This window comes from Microvirga vignae (genome assembly GCF_001017175.1).
Taxonomy (GTDB): domain Bacteria; phylum Pseudomonadota; class Alphaproteobacteria; order Rhizobiales; family Beijerinckiaceae; genus Microvirga; species Microvirga vignae.
This window is the reverse complement of the sequence record NZ_LCYG01000019.1, coordinates 48,978-67,254: the sequence shown is the minus strand read 5'-3', so window position 1 is coordinate 67,254 and position 18,277 is coordinate 48,978. Positions and strand designations below refer to the sequence as shown.

Genomic DNA, 18,277 nt, shown 5'->3' with positions numbered 1-18,277 from the left:
TAGCTTCTCTCAATTTGAGGCCGCTCATCCCTGATACCCGAACATTCTGGGCAGCCAGAGCACGGTTTCCGGCATGAAGGTGAGGATGGCGAGGGCCACGATCATGGCAAAAAGGAACGGCAGGGTGTCGCGGACGATGTAACGCAGCGGCTCTCCTGAAATGTTCGCCATGATGAACAGAAGCAGGCCATAGGGAGGCGTGATCAGTCCGATCATGATGTTGACGACGACCACCACGCCGAAATGCACGAGGTCGATACCAAGCGCCTGAGCCGTTGGGATGAAGACCGGCACGACGATGAGGAGGATCGCCGTTCCTTCAAGTACGCAGCCCAAGAGCAGCAGCAGGACATTGACGAGGATCAGAAAGCCGGTAGGTGAGAGTTCCCAGGCCGAGAGAATGGCTTTCACCCCTTCGGGAATGTTCTCGACAGTGACGACGTAGTTGAACACCAGTGATCCCGCGATCAGCATGCCGATGGATGTCGAGGTTCGAGCGCTGACAGCGAGGGAATTGTAGAAGTCGCGCCAGCTTACACTGCGATAAAGCCCGACCGAAATGATCAGTGCGTATGCGGCCGCGACGGCGGCGGCTTCGGTCGGCGTCATGATGCCGGTGTAGATGCCGCCGAGCAGCACAACCGGCATCATGAGGGACGGAAAAGCCTCCCAGGTGATTCTCGGGAGCTTGCGGAGGGGAACGGGTTTCTCGATCGGGAAATTCCTGCGCCGGGCCGTGACGGCTACGATGATCATCTGGCTGAGCGCCATCAACAGCCCCGGAATGACACCGCCCAGGAAGAGGAAGCCGATGGAGGCATCGGAGATCAGTGCGTAGAGCACCATCGGGATGGATGGCGGGATGATGGGGCCGATGACCGAGGAAACGGCAGTGAGGGCGGCTGCATAGCTCGCGGTGTACCGGCCGTCGCGGGTCATCATGACCTGCATCATGCGCCCGGTGCCGGCCGCATCTGCAATCGCGGAACCCGACATGCCGGCGAAGATGATGCTCTGCAGTATGTTGACATGCGCAAGCCCGCCCCTGAAGCGGCCGACAAGAGCGTTGCAGAACGTCATGAGCCTATCGGTCATGCTACCGATGTTCATGAACTCGGCGGCGAGAATGAACAACGGGACCGAGAGGATCACGTAGTTGGAATACATGCCGTTCAGGATCTGCTCTGCAGCGGTTCCCATGTCGAGACCCGCGAGCAGAAGATAGAGAATCGATCCGGCGATCATCGCGTGGCCGATAGGCAGTCCGAGGAAGGCCAGAGCCGTGATCACGATCAGCGTGATGGAAAAGGGACTTGCCAGGTTCATACGCCGGAGCCCGCCTTGGTGGGATCGAACTCGTCAGGCGCGACGCCACGCATGGCCTGCCAAGCCAGCCAGATGTAGCGGATGATGGTTGCAATGACGAAGACGACGTAGATTGAAAAAAGCCAGTCGAAGCGGATCTTGAGATAGCCGGTCCGTTCCACCTTCATGAAGGTGACGTAATCGACGATGGCCGGCAGCGAGATCGTATAGAGTGCGATCAGTGCAATGGCCGTGATGATGCACATGATCCTTCGCGGACCAGGGCCGACGGCTCCGTAGATGATGTCGAAGCGGATCTCCTCCCGTTCGGTGATAACGAACGAGGCACCCCACAGAACGAGCCAGATCCAGAGGATCACACTTATTTCGTGCGTCCAGCCGATCGGGAGGTTCAAGGCATATCTAAAGACGATCTGCAGGAGAAAGGCCAGGAACATCAAGGCCAGCATGAGGGCTGCGACGTTCTCGGCGCGTCGTGCCAGCCAGGGACCAACGTGTCGTACCCACGCAGACATGAAAAGAGTTTCCTTGTGAAAAGAAGGCGCCAGTCAGTGCGAATTAACCGGCTTTCCGCTGAGACGCGATACTGGTCAAGGAGCTGCCGAGCAATGGTGTCACGGCAGCTCCTCAGCTTGAGCCTCACATGGCGTTGATCTTATCCAGCATGCCCGGCTCCCAGCTCTTGGCGAGGTCCGAGGCGAGATATTTTTTCTGCGCATAATCGCGGAAGGCCTTCAGGTCCGGCGTGTAGACGGTGAGGCCCTTTTCCTTGAAGAAGGCAGCAAGTTCAGACTCCTTCTTCAGGTGTTCCTGCGTGCTCCACTCGATCGCCTTGTCGGCCGCGGCCTGGAAGGCTGCCTGCTTTTCCGGCGACATCGCGTTCCAGACCTTGTTGGAGACAGCCAGGAGATCGAAACCGACGAGATGTGATGTCAGGGCGATCTGCGACATCACCTCGTAGAACTTCATGTTCTGCACGTTCGGCAGCGGGTTGTCCTGTCCGTCGATGGCGCCGGTCTGCAGACCGGTATAGACCTCGGCATAGGCCATAGGCGTGGGGTTCGCGCCAAGCGATTGACCGAGGAACTGCCATGCATCGCCGCCGGGCATGCGCAGCTTGATGCCAGCCAGATCCTCCGGCGTGTTGATCTTCTTGTTCGGCTTCAGACCGACATGCCGGGCGCCGAAATAGGTCGGACCCAGGATGTGAATGCCGAGCTTATCCGAAGCCATTTTCTTGAGTTGCTGGCCAACATCGCCCGCAAACACCTTCTTCAGGTGATCTGCATCGCGGAAGAGATAGGCGGATGTCACGATCGACCAAGCGGGGATCTGGTTGGAAATATCCTGCGGCGCGATGTTGCCCATTTCCAGGTTGCCGCGCTGCATCGCCACGAGCTCGGTGCCCTGCTTGAACAGGGTGCCACCGTAATAGGGCTGGAGAGTGAAACCCTGAGTCTTAATGTCCTCGGCAAAGCGCTTCATCATCTCGGCACGGATGTCCTGATCCGAGAAGACAGCCGAGAAGCGTAAGGTGGACGGCGCCTGCGCGGCGGCCGGCCCGCCCATGTTCCACGCCAGAAAGGCCGCGCCTGCGGCCATCAGTACACGACGGTTGATGCTGAGTGGCATGTGTTCCTCTCCTGAATGTCAGCGCGCATTTGTTGCGTCTTAGGCGGAACTATCTGCTCGGATAGTTACAAAATCAATAGGCGTTTTCAAAATCATCTGATATTTTAGATTAAACCAGATAAATTTAGTGCGTTCTCTACCCTGTGGAGAAGGCTTGAGAGTGATCGCAAGCGTGACGGAATGAGTGTTGAGCTTTTAGCGACATCGATTGCGGACCGGGCCTATGACCGAATTCGGGCTGATATCGTCTTCGGGCGTCTTGCGCCCGGAGGCAGGCTTCGGCTCGACCGGTTGGCAAAGGATTACGGCGCGAGCGTCAGCACGGTTCGAGAAATCCTCAGCCGCCTCTCGTCGGAAGGGTTGGTGATTGCGGAAGGGCAGCGCGGCTTTCAGGTCACTCCTGTTTCGCCTGAGGGGCTCCAGGACGTGGCGTCGATGCGGTTGCTCCTGGAAACCTACGCGCTCCCCCTGTCCTTTGCGGCCGGCGATCTGGAATGGGAAAGCCGTGTTGTCGCCGCCCATTACAAACTAGCGGTTTTGGAGCGCCGCATGATGGCGGGCGAGACTGCAGGCATGGAGCTCTGGAAGCGGTATGACCGCGAATTCCATCAGACTCTCATCGAGGCCTGCGGCTCGCAGACCCTTCTCGATCTTTATGGCGGAGTCTTCGATCAATACCTCCGCTATCAAATGGTGGCGGTCGTCTTTCGTGGAGAGATAGCCGCCCAGGAGCACAAGCTCCTCCTGGATTGCGCTCTGGCCCGCGATGCCGAGTGTGCCTGCGAAGTTCTCAGCCGGCATGTGAACGGGTGCGTGGATTATACCTTAAACAGCGGTGCCCTGCGATGAATGACATGGCGACGAACCCGCAGCTTCAGGGCATAGGCGAAAGCGCCTACCAAAAGATCCGGACCGACATCGTATTCGGTCGCCTTTCTCCGGGAAGGAAGCTGAAGCTGGAACAACTGAAAGCCAACTATGGAGCAAGCGTCAGCACGCTTCGGGAGATCCTGAACCGGCTCTCATCCGAACGCCTCGTCGTCGCGGAAGGTCAGAAAGGGTTCGAGGTCGCGCCCGTCTCCATCGCGAACTTGCGGGAGATCGCAGCCCTCCGTCAGTTGTTGGAATGTCGCGCTCTGGAACAGTCCTTCCGGGCGGGTGACATGGAATGGGAAGGGCGCGTTGTCGCCGCGCACCACCGCTTGGCGCGCATGGAAGACCGGATGGCTGAAGGAGATCGAAGCCAGACCGAGGAATGGAAGCAGTACGACTGGCAGTTTCATCAGGCGCTGATTTCCGCCTGCGGTTCGAAGATGCTGATCGACACTCATGCAGCGGTCTTCGACAAATATCTCCGTTATCAGATGATCGCCCTGAGCTATCGCGGAGAGATTGCTGCCGAGGAGCATCGGCTCCTGCTGGAATGTGCGCTGGAGAGAGACGCGGCACGGGCCTGCGAGGTGCTGACGCGCCACGTTGCTGGCGGCGTCGAGCATGCGCTCGCGACCGGAACAATCAAGTGACTGAGAAAGAGCGAGCCGGATGGCAACGCTCACCTGGAAACCATGAGGGAGCTGGATCCAAGAGCATGCGTACCGCCATCGCCACAGTTTGTTTAAGCGGCACTCTCACCGAAAAGATTGAGGCCATTGCGGCCGCCCAATTCAAGGGCGTGGAGATCTTCGAGAACGATCTTCTCTCCTTTAACGGCACGCCGGTCGATGCGCGGCGCATGATCGAAGGCTTAGGTCTTAAGACCATCACCCTCCAGCCCTTTCGCGATTTCGAGGGAATGTCGGACCCGCAGCGTTCCAAGGTCTTTGCCAGAGCTGAACGCAAGTTCGACGTCATGCAGGAACTCGGCTGCGACCTCCTCATGGTGTGCAGCAATGTCTCGCCGGACTCTCTCGGTGGAATCGAACGGGCAGCCGCCGACTTCCATGAACTTGGGGAACGTGCCGCCAAACGTGGCATGCGCGTGGCTTTCGAGGCTCTCTCCTGGGGTCGTCACATCCACGATTATCGTGATTCCTGGGAGGTCGTGCGACGGGCAAACCACCCTGCAGTCGGACTGGTGCTCGACTCCTTCCACATTCTCGCCCGCGGGACGGACCTGTCGGCGATCCGCTCTGTTCCTCCGGAGAAGATCTTCCTGGTGCAGATGGCCGATGCACCGAAGCTCGACATGGATTATCTCTCATGGAGTCGGCATTACCGCTGCTTCCCGGGGCAGGGCGATCTACCGATTGAGGACTTCATGCTCGCCCTGCATGCAACTGGCTTCGACGGACTTTTATCGTTGGAAATCTTCAATGACCGTTTTCGGGCAGGCTCGGCGCGCAATGTCGCTATCGATGGGCAGCGCTCCCTCATCGTCATGCTCGATGAGCTCCGGCGGCGGATGGGATCGACGATACCCGATCTGCCTGAGCTTCCACAGAAAGCTGCTTGCTCCGGTGTCGAATTCGTTGAGTTCGCAGTCGATGAGCGGAACGCAGTTGGATTCGAGCGGATCTTGACGGGCCTCGGATTCCGCAAGGCCGGGATTCACCGCTCCAAGGCCGTGACGCGTTGGCGGCAGGGCGACATCAACATCGTCGTGAATTCAGACAAGGAAGGATTTGCTCATTCCTTCAATATCACGCATGGAACGTCCGTGTGCGCCTTGGCGCTTCGCGTCAATGATGCGCCCGGAACCGTGAACCGGGCCGTCACGCTTCTCGACCAACCATTCCAGCAACCGGTCGGGCCGGGGGAGACGAATATCCCGGCAGTCCGCGGACTTGGCGGAAGCCTGCTGTATTTCGTGGACCAGAAGAGCGGGCTCGACAGGCTTTGGGATGTGGATTTCGAGCCTGTCGACGCCGAAGACTTCAAGGGAGCCGGGCTGACCAGTGTCGATCACGTATCCCAGTCCATGCATTACGAAGAGATGCTGACTTGGCTTCTGTTCTATACATCGCTCCTCGATGTTCAGAAGACGCCGGTTCAGACCGTGATCGACCCAGGCGGCGTCGTGCAGAGCCAAGCCATCGAGACCGGGGATGGCTCTCTCCGTCTGATCCTTAATGCCTCGCAGAGCCAACGTACCTTGTCGTCTCGATTCCTGACTGAGCTGTTCGGATCGGGAGTGCAGCATATTGCTCTGAGGACAGACGACATCTTCACGACAGTTGCTTGCCTGAAGGAGAACGGAGTGGACCTCCTGCCCATTCCGGAGAACTATTACGACGATCTCGAGGTCAGAGCAGATCTCGCCGCCGATGATGTCGAACGGATGCGCTCAGCCAACATCCTGTATGACCGTGAGGGTCCTGCCGAGTACTTCCAGGTTTACACCAGGACTCTGGAAGGGGGCTTCTTCTTTGAGATCGTGGAGCGGCGTGCGTACCGGGGGTATGGCGCCGTCAATGCGCCAATCCGCCTTGCCTCGCAGACACGCCTTGCATCCGATACTACGCCCCCTGGCCTTTGACGAGCAGTCTCGGGGTTGGGACGGACGGAACGGTGCCGCTTCTGACCCCAAGCAGTCCCTCAGCTGGTCCCAGGCCGAGGAGACGCTTTAAGCGCATCGTGCGGACCCGAAGGGCCGCGTCAGCGAAAAGTGGCCCCGGTTTTCCGCATGATGCGCTGCTTATAAGACGGAGCAGCGGATTGATCCCAAAAGTGGATCCCACTTTTGGGATCAATGCTCTAGGCGCGCTCCTCCCAGAGCTTGGTGAGCTCGACGATGGTCTTCACCGCCTTTTCCATGTCCTGGCTGCTGACGAATTCAAGCGGGGAATGGAATGCATGGCCGCCGGCGAAGATATTGGGGCAGGGCAGTCCCATGAAGGAGAGGCGCGAACCGTCCGTACCGCCCCGGATGCTGCCGCGCACCGGCTCCATGCCAGCGCGCCTGATCGCTTCTATCGCATACTCGACGATCTCCGGATGCCGGTCGAGCACGACCTTCATGTTGCGGTACTGTTCCTTGACGGTGAAAGTGTAGGTGGAACCCGGATAATTCTTCATCACCTCCTTGGTGATGTTTTCCAGCAGCGCCTCCTTGTGCTTCAGTCCGTCCTCCGTGAAGTCGCGAATGATGAAGCTCAAGTTCGCCTTCTCCATCACGCCGGACACGCCGGTCGGATGGATGAAGCCTTCACGGCCCTTTGTCGTCTCGGGAGCCATGTCCTTCGGGAGGCGATCAATGATGGCGCCGGCAATCCTGATGGCGTTTTCCATCTTGCCGTAGGCGAATCCCGGATGGATTGCTACGCCCTTGATGGCGATCTCAACCGCATCGGCGGAAAAGGTCTCGTCCTCGATCGTGCCGGCCGTCTCGCCGTCCATTGTGTAGCCGAAATCGGCGCCAAGTTTTTTCAGGTCGACTTTGTCGACGCCGCGGCCGATCTCCTCGTCAGTGGTGAAGAGGATACGGATCGTGCCGTGCTTGATGTCCGGGTTCTTCGTCAGAAACTCGGCGGCCGCCACGATTTCGGCGATGCCGGCCTTGTCGTCCGCTCCCAAGAGCGTCGTGCCGTCCGAGGTGACGATGTCGTGGCCGATCAGATCATTCAGCACGGGATGATCGGCAACCCGGATGACTTGGTTGGGATCGCCTGGGAGCCGGATGTCACCGCCCTGGTAGCTCCTGACGATCTGCGGCTTGACGTTGGTGCCGGAAAAATCCGGTGCCGTATCCATGTGGGCGCAGAAGCAGATGACGGGAACGTTGTTCTTGGGCGTGTTCGCCGGAATGGTCGCATGAACATAGCCGTGCTCGTCGAGATGCGCGTCGGAGATGCCGATCTCCAGGAGTTCCTCGACCAGTAGACGGCCGAGGTTCTTCTGCTTCTCGGTCGAAGGCTGGGTCGGAGACGAGGCGTTGGACTGGGTGTCGATGACGACGTAACGGAGAAAACGATCGGTAACGCTAGCGGCCATGGGGCAAGATCCAAATCGCGAAAGAAACAGCGGACTTGTAGCGGGACAACGCCGTCTCGGGAATGGGCTGTCAGGAAATCCGTCTTTTCGAGTGCTTTTATCATCCACTTAGTGCGGAGCGACCAAGGTCTCGGGGGCTGCTGCCCATACGGGACAGGCGCGGCCTCTGGATCAGCTGGCCACTTTTCTCAGCTGAGGCGGCTCGCGATTGAGCCTTCGCGATGGAATCTTGCGCCACTCTCTCGGGACTAGTTCTCCGCCGCCTCCGCCCAGTAGCGAAGGCTTTGGTGATTGATGGGGGCTCCGGCCGCGTCATGCAGGGCCAGAATAGCCTCGTGAAACCGGCACGCCGCGTCCGTTCCGGCGAGCAGGCGGAGGCTGTTGATGATCCGCGTGATCCGCAGATGGTTATGGTCTTGCCACCTGAGCCAATCGTTCGTCTCGCGGTAGAAACGAAGCATCCGTTCCGTTGCTTTCAGGAGAGTATCTGACGCGCGGCGATCTGCCCGGATAGCTTCGATTTCCGCTCTTGTCAGAACGGGAGCGCCGGGCTGGGCGGCGCTGCGGGTCGGAAGGGGAAACAGCCACTGAATGTAGTCATGCACGGCTTCGAACTGCTGATTGGAGAAGCCGAGCACATCGGCTGCATAACGCCCTCGGTGATCGCATCCAATGCCAGCGAGATAGGCGTGAAGGGGGCCAGACGAAGGTTCAAACATTCGTCGTCTCCAATGCCGGTGCCAGAGACTTTGGACGAAGTCTAACACAATAGCCGATGCTACCGCACGGCCCTGAAGCTGGCGGCATCACAGCTGTGAAGCCCTCAGACGTATGAAGCGGCTTATGCCTCCAGAGGCTCAAGGCTACCTAAAGAGACCCACCCGATGGGGCGGTGAGGAACAGGGACGAGATAGGCTCTGCCATCCTCTATCTTCTCGATTTTACAGGTGAGGGCTCTTTGGTCTCCCGGAGGGCGATACACGACAACCGTGCCAACATGAAACTGATCCAAAGCAGAATTCTCGTTGACGTTTTCCTGTTTCGGAGCGGCGCTATCCGGCAACACCGTAGCATCTCTTGCGGCTCTGAAGCGGTCGAGGGCAGCGATGGCCACTCGGGCTCGGTCCTTATACCGCTTGCCGACAGCCCTCAGGATCGGGCCGCTGGAGCGCCCTGGATACCAGGAAGAACCGCCCACTTTTGCGAGTTCGTGGGCAACGGCTTCAATCTCGTCTTCTGTCACCTAGTCCCGCCCCAGTCATGTAATCCTATGAAAAGGATTACATAGGGCTGGTAGAGAAGGAGTTAATAGTACTCATGTGTCGATCAGTGAAAAAGAAGCCAACTGATCAGGGTCAGAGGGGCGACGACTCCTAGTGCAAACGGCGCAATGTGGCGAGCCATGGGGATCATCCTTAGATGATCTATTCTTCCCTTGCGTAATGCGCCTGTCTGTGACTTGCCGCACACGGGAGTGAGTAGGGATTGTTCCAAGTCGGGTGTGTGGCCCGCGACAAGAATGATGCCCACTTCAGCCAAAATGCCCCGGGCTTCTAGGTCAAGGCCGATGAAGTGTTGGCAAGCCTCCCGCAAGCCTGCGGCCTCAATCTCTCATGCGTACGGGCGGATTCGCCTGATCGAGAGTGCGGAGGGACTCCCATGGCGGCAGTGTTGACTTGTGCGGTGATCGTCTCGCTGACAGGCCTCATCGCGCCACCTGCCTTGAAGATCATCAGGCTGGGTCGCGAAGGGCGGATGGAGCTAAGGCCGGCTCGGCCTGCCTTTGCTCCTGACTAGGATAGAAGGGCGCTCGCCATCCGAGCGCTGAGTGAACGGGCTAAGCGTCCAGACTGATGAGATCCCTGGTCCAGTTCCAAGCGGTATAGAGAATTCCATCGCTATCAAGAACATAGACGTTCTGGTGGGCGGACGCGCCAGCGCGGTGCGCAGAGGTCACGGCAAATTTCAGCGCATTGGTTCGAAAATAAAAGGCTCCAAGGTCCCGGCCCTGGTGCAGAACAGACCATCGCTTATCGCGATACGCAACACAGTACGCTTCGTGGGGCATTCAGGCACCTCCGAAGTTGTTGGTGATCAAATCAGACGGGGCCTTGCTAACCTTTGCCGGCAGTCCAGGCAACCCGTAAACCGAAGCTCGTATAGCCGGGGCGTGTTAAGGATCGGTAGATACAAGGTTGGTCCGCCGAGACAGGTAAAGTTTGGCTTAGGAATGAAAAGCCTCCTGACCCGCCTTTTGAATGAACCGGCAGATCAGGAGGTTCTGATGTTGCAGGCTGCGACCAGCCTTCCTGATGCTCACCTCGAAAGAGGTTGTAGGCACTGCTTTATTGGTTTTCGCCCTGCACGCTTATGTCTCGACGAGAAGAGCGGCGCCTCTCGCGCCTGATGCGCTTCATGAGAGCGATCGATGCCACAAGCGTCCGCTCGAGTTGATGCAATGATGGAGGCGTATCAGGTGATGGTGACAAACGCTGAATATCTCGCATGCTCTAATGTCTCGGCCTTTCTGCACGACTTGTATCAACAGTTCACGTGAGAACCTTGGCTTGGCAGTACGGCCAGAATGTGGCTGCCATTGAGAGGGAGTAAGGCTGTAGGGAGCAACTGGCTGTATCGGAGTCTTGTGAACATTGTTCTATCCGGCAGGCCATGGCGTTCACGACACTGATGCTGTTTTCAGATCTTCGATGTCTTCAATGCGCGCTCAGACGAGCACAGCGCCTTCCAGGGACACTTGACGAACCGCTGGCTTTGGATCGCCGTTCGTACATCGCTTCTCCTGCAGATCGTGGTGATCTACGTTCCATTCCTGCGGCAGGCGTTCTCGACCGTGAGCTTAAGCCTTAGTTGTCTATTCCTGTCCGCGCTCACGCCGTCGCCGCTCCACCTCCTGCTTGATCAACACATCCAGAATTTCGCTCGGCACCGCCTTCGAGGGGCGGCTGTTGATCGCGCGCAGCCGTTCGATGTCGAATTTCGGTTCGCGGTTGACGGTGAAAAGGCCGTTGGTTTCCTGGGCGGTATCGGTCAGTTGGGTGTAGCAGAAGCCGGCGAGCGCCGTGGAGGAGAGCAGGGCATCGACAAGCTCCTCATAGCGCGCAAGAAGATCGTCAGCGCTCGCAAACTGGCCATAGCCGAACCAGTCCTCGGTTGCCTGCGGCACGAAGCCAAGCCCGCCGAACTCGCTGATGACGATCGGCTCGTCTTCGATCTCGACACCCTCGCCGAGCAGCGGGTGATGGTGGGGGCGCACCTCTCGGAACGTGTGGGCGATGGTCTCGCGGTCCGCGTAACGTTCCCGCAGCATCTCGCCGGTGGGTGCATAATCATGGACGCCGAAGACATCGCCAACCGCATGCTGCCAGCCATCATTGCCGATTACGGGGCGGGTAGGATCGATCGCCTTTGTGAGATGATAGAGAGCCCGCACGAAATCGCGCTGCTGCGCCGACCGGTCGAGATCCGGTACGCCCCAGCTCTCGTTCAGAGGCACCCAGGTGATGATCGAGGGATGGTTGTAGTCGCGGCGGATGGCCTCCAGCCAATCGCGGATCAACATCTCCGCGGCGCGATCGGAATAGACATAGGCATTGGCAGCCTCGCTCCAGACGAGCATGCCGAGCTGGTCGCACCAGTATAGAAAACGGGGATCCTCGATCTTCTGGTGAATGCGAACGCCGTTGAAGCCGAGCGATTGGGCCAGCTCCACCTCCCGCTTGAGGGCATCCGCGTCGGGAGCAGTGAGGAGGGAATCCGGCCAGTAGTTCTGCGCCAGCACAAGTCGCAGGAAGATCGGAATACCGTTGATAATGAAGCGTCCATCGCGGGCTTCGATCCGGCGTAGACCGAAATAGCTTTCGACACGGTCGACGACGGCACCACTCTCGTTGATCAGTTCGATCGTGGCCTCGATGAGATTGGGATGCTCCGGGGCCCAGAGCAGGGTGCGGCGACGCCGGATCGCCGCATCGTTGATGTCGAGGAGGAGATCCCGGCGGATCTCGCGGCCTGAGAGCAGGCAGGTGTCATCCGCGAGACAGTGTGTCGGGCGGTCGCCTCTCAACTGTACGCGCATGCGCCAGCCGTTGGGAGGCCTCCGATCCAGCCTGACGATCAGCCCCACACCGAAGCGATCGACGTCGGGAGTCCAGCGCAGTTCTGCAATCGCAACATCCGGAACCGGCTCGAGCCATACTGGCTGCCAGATGCCCGTGGAGCGGTGATACCAGATATAACCGGGATGCTCCTCCCAATATTGTTTGCCGCGCGGCTGCTGCAAATCTCTCGGCTCGTCCTCGGCACGCACGACGATCACCTGTGTCTCACCGGGAATGAGCAGCGGAGTGATATCTGCGGAGAACGGCGTCTGGCCGCCGACATGCTCGACCGCCATGCGGCCATTGACCCAGACGGAGGCCTTATAGTCGACGGCACCGAAATGGAGCAGAAGACGATTCCGGCGGTCGGCGTCATCAACACGGATCTCTCGACGATACCACACCACGGGGTGAAAGCCGGTCTCGTGAACGCCGGACTGCGCGCTCTCGGGCGGGAAGGGCACCACGATCTCGCGGTCGAAGGGCTCCGCATTGTCAAACCAGCGCTCTCCAAAGCCACGATTGCCATCGTCGAAGGCGAAGCCCCAGCTTCCGCATAGGTCGATCCAGCGCTCCCGACGCGATTGGGGGCGCGGGTGGAGGTCTGCCGGGGAGATCGTCTCAGTCATTGTTTCATCCACTCAGTAACGCCCGCTCTTGAGCCGGTGATCGGCAGGTAGCGTGACGAGTTCTAAGCTCTCTTTGCAGGGCTGCTCCTGCTGAGGGAGCTGATGGCGATGATCAGTGGGCTGATGCGGGAACGGCGCTCCTCCATGACCGATCGGCCTATTGCTCATTCTCTCAACCGGTTTGAACTTGGGACTGGCCTGCCGCTGACAATGGGTCGGGTATCTCGGGACTGGCATGGCCTTACCTCCCCTTGCAGGAAGCCCGATCGTTCTTGGCCGGTTAACGCACGAGGCCAATCTCCGTTCTTGAGAGACAGATTTTGATGAAACTTTCCTGCATGTGAGCCGTTTCCTAGCCTGGATCTCGTGCGGCCGAGGTTCGTCCGCGGCCCAACCGCTGTGCTGCAGTGGAAGCACTGACGCTCAAGGGACGGCCCCGGCATGACCCCAGCACTTCCGACCCGGTCTCAGCTCCAACGTTTGTCTGCGCCTGATGCATTCTGGTGGTCCACCGGCATCGAGGACACCTTCATCACGGCTCCGCATCCGGTGACCGGACGGACCCTGGACGAGTACGAACTGACGGGCCATTACGACCGATGGCGTGAGGATCTCGGACTGATCGCCGAACTTGGTGTGCCTTGCGCGCGCTATGGCGTGCCGTGGCATCACATCCAGCCCGAGCCGAACATCTGGGACTGGACCTTTCCCGACGAGACACTAGAGCGCCTGCTGGATCTGGGTGTCGACCCGCAGGTCGATCTCGTCCATTACGGGTTGCCGGCATGGATTGAAGGGGCGTTCCTTCACCCGGATTATCCAAAGCTCGTCGCAGAGTATGCCGGGCGTCTCGCCGAGCGCTTCAAGGGACGCATCACATGGTATACGCCTCTCAACGAGCCGCGCATCACAGGGTGGTATTGCGGGCGCCTCGGCTGGTGGCCGCCGTTCCGGCGTAGTTGGCCTGGTTTCGTCGCGCTGATGCTGGCTATCGCCAAGGGCATGGTCGAGACCGTCAAGGCGCTGGAAAGCGTCGATCCCGAGATCGTGCCCTATTTCGTCGATGCCACCGATCTCTTCGACACGGACGATCCCGCCTTCGACGATGAGGCACGGCGCCGGCAGGAGATCGTCTTCCTCGCGCTTGATCTCGTCGCGGGACGGATCGACGAGCGCCATCTGCTGTTACCATGGCTGTTGAAGAACGGTGCACGAGAGGCCGATCTCGTTTACTTCCTCGACAATGCCGTCGGAGTGCCGGTCATCGGCATGAATCTCTACCCGATGTTCACGCAGAAGAAGCTCCTGCGGGACGCCGGGGGCCGCTTTCGCATCCGCATGCCATATGCGGGAGGCGACCTTATCACCCGCCTCGGGCGGCTTTATTACGCACGCTATGGCGCGCCGCTGATGATTTCGGAGACGGCGTCCATGGGGTCTCTGCGCCGCCGGCTGGACTGGCTCGGCCGGTCGGTCGCAGCCACACGGCAATTGCGCACCGAGGGCATTCCGCTCGTCGGCTACACGTGGTGGCCGATGTTTTCTCTCGTCACCTGGGCCTATCGCCAGGGTCGCCGCCCAGTGACTGAGCATCTGGCCACAATGGGATTGTGGGACATCCTCCCGGACGAGGTGGATCCGTTGCGCCGGGTACGGACATCTGCGGTGGACGCCTATCAACAGCTTGTAAGAGGCGGAGCAGAGGCTGTCGGCCTGCTGTTGGGAGCTGCGCCTCCTGTAGCCGCAATAAGGTGAGCTTGAGGGGAGAAGGCCGCATGTTCCGAAGCTTCTTTCTGGCTGGGTTTGAAGGATCGACCGGGTACAACCGGCATGGCCATTGGTTCGACCAGGTTGTCGCGACGGGCCATGACAAAACCGTCGATGAGGATTACCGGCAGCTTGCGGACCTCGGTCTTCACGCAGCCCGCGAAACCATCCGTTGGCCGCTCGTAGATCTGGGGGGCGGGCGCTATGACTTTTCGACTGTCGAACCTTTCATGGAGGCTGCGCGCCGCCATGACGTGGAGGTGATCTGGGATCTTTTCCACTACGGCTACCCGCAAGAGGTTGATCTTTGGAGCGAGGAGTTCCCGAAGCGGTTTGCCGATTATTGCTATGCCGTCGGCCGCTACATCGCTGCACGGACTGACGGCACCTGCGCCTTCACGCCGGTGAATGAGCCTTCCTTCATGTCCTATGCGGGCGGCGAGAAGGGCCTGTTCGCCCCCCACGTGACAGGGCGCGGCTGGGATCTCAAGGTGACGCTCACACGAGCGGCTATCGTAGGCATCAATGCTCTGTGGGCCGCCTGTCCTGGGGCGCGCATGATCAATGCCGATCCCTTGTGTCGGGTCGCTTCTCCCGCTGATCGCCGGGATCTGGGAGAGGAGGCGCGTGACTTCAACGACCGTCTCGTCTTTCAGAGCTGGGACATGCTGTGCGGGCGCCTTCTGCCCGAGCTCGGCGGCAGCCGTGAGCATCTCGATGTGGTGGGCATCAACTACTACTGGACGAACCAGTGGGAATGGGGCGGAACCGCGCGAGAAGACGGGGTGATCCCGCCGCTCACCGACGACGATCCGCGCCGATGGTCCTTGAGCAATCTCGTTCGCTCGGTCTGGGAACGCTATGGTGGCGAAGTGATGATCACAGAGACTAGCCATATCGGCGATCATCGCAGCCGTTGGTTGCATGAGGTCGCGCAGGAGTCGGAACTTCTCCTGCGCGAAGGTGTCCCCCTGAGAGGTGTGTGCCTCTATCCGATTCTCGGCATGCCGGAATGGCACGATCCCGACATTTGGACACCGATGGGACTTTGGGATCCCGTCTGCTATCGCGATCCTTGCGGAAAGCGGCTGATCTGCGGGCCCATGCTCAAGGCTTTACGGTCCGTGCGACACGTGGACGAACTCCACCATCGCCTGCTCGCCGCTTCGAGCAGAGCAAACCCGATCAGCCAGCAGATGGCAGCCGAGTAAGCTGCCTGAACCTCAGCGACTTCCCCGGTGAGGGTCCTTTCCCGCAGCCTGACTGCTCTTTCCGGATTGACTGGTTGAATCCCTCATGTGTTCGCCGGCGCGATTCCCGCCATGCTTGGCTTTCTGCGAGTCCTCAGGGCCACGGCCCTGTTTTGCCATGTCTGATCGTTTCATCGCTCGGCCTCCATTGGCTTCGCTCATAGAGCATTGATCGACGGCAAGCCAACGGAGCGCATGATAGGATGTTCCCGCCAGCACCTACTCGGCCGCTTGTCTCAATGGTAGGAAGCCGATCGCTTGTCGTTGCGGGCCTTCCTGCTTCAAGGTGCGGACCATGTCTTCGTATTCCCGCTCCATTTCCGGCGTGACCGAGGGCCGCGTTTCCCGAAGAGCCTGCTCGAAGTGGGCCATAGTCACATTCTGTGCTTCCAGGGACTCTCGCAGGGCAAGTAATCCGGCCCTGCGGGTAAGGTCCTCAAGATCCGCACCTGTGAAGCGGCTGGTTCGTTCAGCCACCATGTCGAGATCCACATCGGGGCCCAAAGGCATCGATTTCGTGTGGATCCCGAGGATGTGCCGTCGTCCCTGTGCATCGGGGACCGGCACGTAGATCAACTCATCGAAGCGGCCCGGACGGAGGAGGGCAGGGTCGATCAGGTTGGGCCGGTTCGTGGCAGCCATCACGACGACGCCTTGCAATTCCTCGAGCCCATCCATTTCGGCCAGGATCGTGTTGACCACGCGCTCCGTCACGGCGGGCTCACCCAGTCCTCCGCCGCGGACAGGCGCCAGCGAGTCGATTTCGTCGATGAAGACGACGGTGGGAGCAACCTGCCTGGCGCGGGCAAAGAGCCGGGACACCTGCTGCTCCGACTCTCCATACCATTTCGAGAGAAGGTCCGACGACTTCGTGGCGACGAAGTTCGCCTGCGCCTCGCGGGCGACCGCTTTCGCGAGAAGGGTCTTGCCGGTCCCGGGAGGGCCGAAGAGCAGGAAGCCTTTGGCGGGGCGTATTCCCAGACGGCGGAACGATTCCGGGCTCTTGAGCGGAAGCTCCACGCCTTCGCGCAGGCGAGTTCGTGCTTCCTCGACGCCACCGATGTCGTCCCAAGACACATTGGGCACCTGGATCATGATCTCGCGCAGCGCGGAGGGCTGAATGCGCTTTAGAGCATTCTGGAAATCCTGTCTGGTGACGCGCAGGTTCTCCAGCACGGCAGCGGGAATGCCGTCCTTAAGATTGATGTTCGGCAGGATGCGTCTAAGCGAGTCCATCGCCGCCTCGCGGGCAAGGGCGGAAAGATCCGCGCCGACGAAACCATAGGTAGTTCGCGCGAGCTCATCGAGGTTCACGTCTTCGCCAAGCGGCATACCGCGCGTGTGGATCGCCAGAACCTCGCGGCGACCGGATTCATTCGGAACGCCGATCACGATCTCGCGGTCGAAGCGCCCGGGTCTGCGCAGGGCTTCGTCGATGGCTTCACGACGGTTCGTCGCGCCGATGACGACGATGTTCTGACGCGGCTCCAGTCCATCCATGAGGGTCAGCAACTGTGCCACGATGCGCCGTTCCACCTCGCCCGTGACCTCTTCGCGCTTTGGCGCGATGCTGTCGATCTCGTCGATGAAGATGATGGCAGGAGCGTTCTGCTGCGCCTCCTGGAAAACCTGTCTCAAGTGTTGCTCGGACTCGCCATAGTGACGGCCCATGATCTCCGGGCCAGCAATATGGAAGAACTGCGCCTCGGTCTCGTTGGCGACGGCGCGGGCGAGCAAGGTCTTTCCGGTGCCCGGAGGGCCATAGAGCAGAACACCCTTCGGCGGGTCGATGCCGAGGCGCTGGAAGAGCTCGGGATGGCGGAGAGGAAGCTCCACCATTTCGCGCACTTGGTCGACGGTGTTTCCAAGGCCGCCGATGTCGTCATAGGTCACGTCCGCGCGGCGTGCTTCCTTCGGTTCCTCGAATTGAGGACGAAGATCGACCTCGGTTTCAGCCGTCACCTGAACGATGCCGCGGGGCTGCGTTGAGACGACGACGAGGCGGATCTCCTGTAACCCGTAAGCCGGGATGTTCAGCAGCCCGCGCAACTCCTCGGGAAACCTGGGGTCGGCCGCATTGGGTGAGTAGACGGAGGTCGAGATGACGTCTCCTGCTGTGAGCGGACGCTGATAGAAAGTCCGCCGCAAGGCGTCGCCGGAGCCCTGCAGGCGCAGCCCCTTTTGAGCCGGAGCCAGCACGATGCGGGTGGCAGGGTGAACTTCGGCTTTCTTGACCTCCACATAATCGCCACTGCCGACACCGGCATTGACGCGTTGCAAACCGTCAAGGCGAACGATGTTCAGGCCCTCATCCTCGGCGTAGGGCATAACGGCGATTGCGGTCGTGTGCCTCTTGCCGATGATCTCGATGGCTTGGCCTTCCTGAAGGCCGATCTCTGCAAGGCATTGGCGGCTCATGCGGGCAATGCCGCGGCCAGCATCGCCCGGGCGGGCATTCGCGACTTGGAGGCGGATCTGCCCATCGTCTGTCATAGCTTCAGTCCTGTCATCCGAGTGGCCGGTCAAGCGGGAGTTTGTGCAACCAAGTTGCGTGAACAACGGATCTTGGCCGCCGCGAGTTCAGAAGATTCCAGAGTGGCTTTGTCGATGAATCCGCAGGTCAAAC

At 59.8% G+C, this 18,277-nt stretch carries 12 protein-coding genes and 1 pseudogene; 6 read left to right on the top strand and 7 right to left on the bottom strand.

The genetic code is table 11. The features are described 5' to 3' along the window. Positions 1-24: 24 nt before the first annotated feature. From AA309_RS07980 to AA309_RS07970, 3 genes are all read right to left on the bottom strand, one after another. Positions 25-1,326, bottom strand: coding sequence for a TRAP transporter large permease (locus tag AA309_RS07980; protein WP_047188478.1), 1,302 nt, complete (start codon positions 1,324-1,326; stop codon positions 25-27). Next, positions 1,323-1,841 (bottom strand): TRAP transporter small permease, encoded by a 519-nt coding sequence (locus AA309_RS07975; protein ID WP_047188477.1) that lies wholly within the window; start codon positions 1,839-1,841, stop codon positions 1,323-1,325. The genes AA309_RS07980 and AA309_RS07975 overlap by 4 nt, the downstream gene beginning before the upstream one ends. A gap of 124 nt (positions 1,842-1,965) precedes the next feature. Beyond that, entirely contained in the window at positions 1,966-2,958 is a 993-nt protein-coding gene (locus AA309_RS07970; RefSeq protein ID WP_047188476.1) for a sialic acid TRAP transporter substrate-binding protein SiaP, read from the bottom strand. A 180-nt stretch (positions 2,959-3,138) separates the two neighbouring features. On the opposite strand from AA309_RS07970, the gene AA309_RS07965 reads away from it, so the two are divergent. From AA309_RS07965 to AA309_RS07955, 3 genes are all read left to right on the top strand, one after another. Further along, positions 3,139-3,807, top strand: coding sequence for a GntR family transcriptional regulator (locus tag AA309_RS07965; RefSeq protein WP_047188475.1), 669 nt, complete (start codon positions 3,139-3,141; stop codon positions 3,805-3,807). Positions 3,808-3,812: 5 nt separating this feature from the next. Continuing rightward, positions 3,813-4,481: a GntR family transcriptional regulator gene (locus tag AA309_RS07960; protein ID WP_047188536.1), complete on the top strand. Its 669-nt coding sequence runs from the start codon at positions 3,813-3,815 to the stop codon at positions 4,479-4,481. Positions 4,482-4,546: 65 nt separating this feature from the next. Continuing rightward, the gene (locus AA309_RS07955; protein WP_047188474.1) at positions 4,547-6,433 is read left to right on the top strand and encodes a bifunctional sugar phosphate isomerase/epimerase/4-hydroxyphenylpyruvate dioxygenase family protein; all 1,887 of its coding nucleotides are present in this window, start codon (positions 4,547-4,549) and stop codon (positions 6,431-6,433) included. 218 nt (positions 6,434-6,651) lie between these two features. On the opposite strand, the gene pepT is transcribed toward AA309_RS07955, so the two are convergent. Together pepT and AA309_RS07945 are read right to left on the bottom strand one after the other, a co-directional pair. Further along, a complete protein-coding gene (gene pepT, locus AA309_RS07950) occupies positions 6,652-7,887 on the bottom strand; it encodes a peptidase T (protein ID WP_047188473.1) in 1,236 nt (411 codons plus the stop codon). A 248-nt stretch (positions 7,888-8,135) separates the two neighbouring features. Next, complete coding sequence (locus AA309_RS07945) at positions 8,136-8,606, bottom strand: opioid growth factor receptor-related protein (RefSeq protein ID WP_047188472.1); 471 nt, start codon at positions 8,604-8,606, stop codon at positions 8,136-8,138. Between the two features lie 1,982 nt (positions 8,607-10,588). Here AA309_RS07945 and AA309_RS37405 point away from each other — a divergent pair. Beyond that, positions 10,589-10,726, top strand: a pseudogene (locus AA309_RS37405) (cation transporting ATPase C-terminal domain-containing protein); the annotation flags it as partial. Positions 10,727-10,759: 33 nt separating this feature from the next. On the opposite strand, the gene AA309_RS07925 reads toward AA309_RS37405, so the two are convergent. Next, positions 10,760-12,634: a glycoside hydrolase family 2 protein gene (locus AA309_RS07925; protein ID WP_047188468.1), complete on the bottom strand. Its 1,875-nt coding sequence runs from the start codon at positions 12,632-12,634 to the stop codon at positions 10,760-10,762. Between the two features lie 441 nt (positions 12,635-13,075). Here AA309_RS07925 and AA309_RS07920 point away from each other — a divergent pair, with 441 nt between their 5' ends. Continuing rightward, entirely contained in the window at positions 13,076-14,389 is a 1,314-nt protein-coding gene (locus AA309_RS07920; RefSeq protein ID WP_052954542.1) for a family 1 glycosylhydrolase, read from the top strand. Positions 14,390-14,409: 20 nt separating this feature from the next. Beyond that, positions 14,410-15,612 (top strand): glycoside hydrolase family 1 protein, encoded by a 1,203-nt coding sequence (locus AA309_RS07915; RefSeq protein ID WP_047188467.1) that lies wholly within the window; start codon positions 14,410-14,412, stop codon positions 15,610-15,612. A gap of 258 nt (positions 15,613-15,870) precedes the next feature. Here AA309_RS07915 and AA309_RS07910 read toward each other — a convergent pair whose 3' ends face one another. Further along, positions 15,871-18,144, bottom strand: a complete 2,274-nt coding sequence (locus AA309_RS07910) for a CDC48 family AAA ATPase (protein ID WP_047188466.1) — start codon at positions 18,142-18,144, stop codon at positions 15,871-15,873. Between the last annotated feature and the right edge of the window lie 133 nt (positions 18,145-18,277).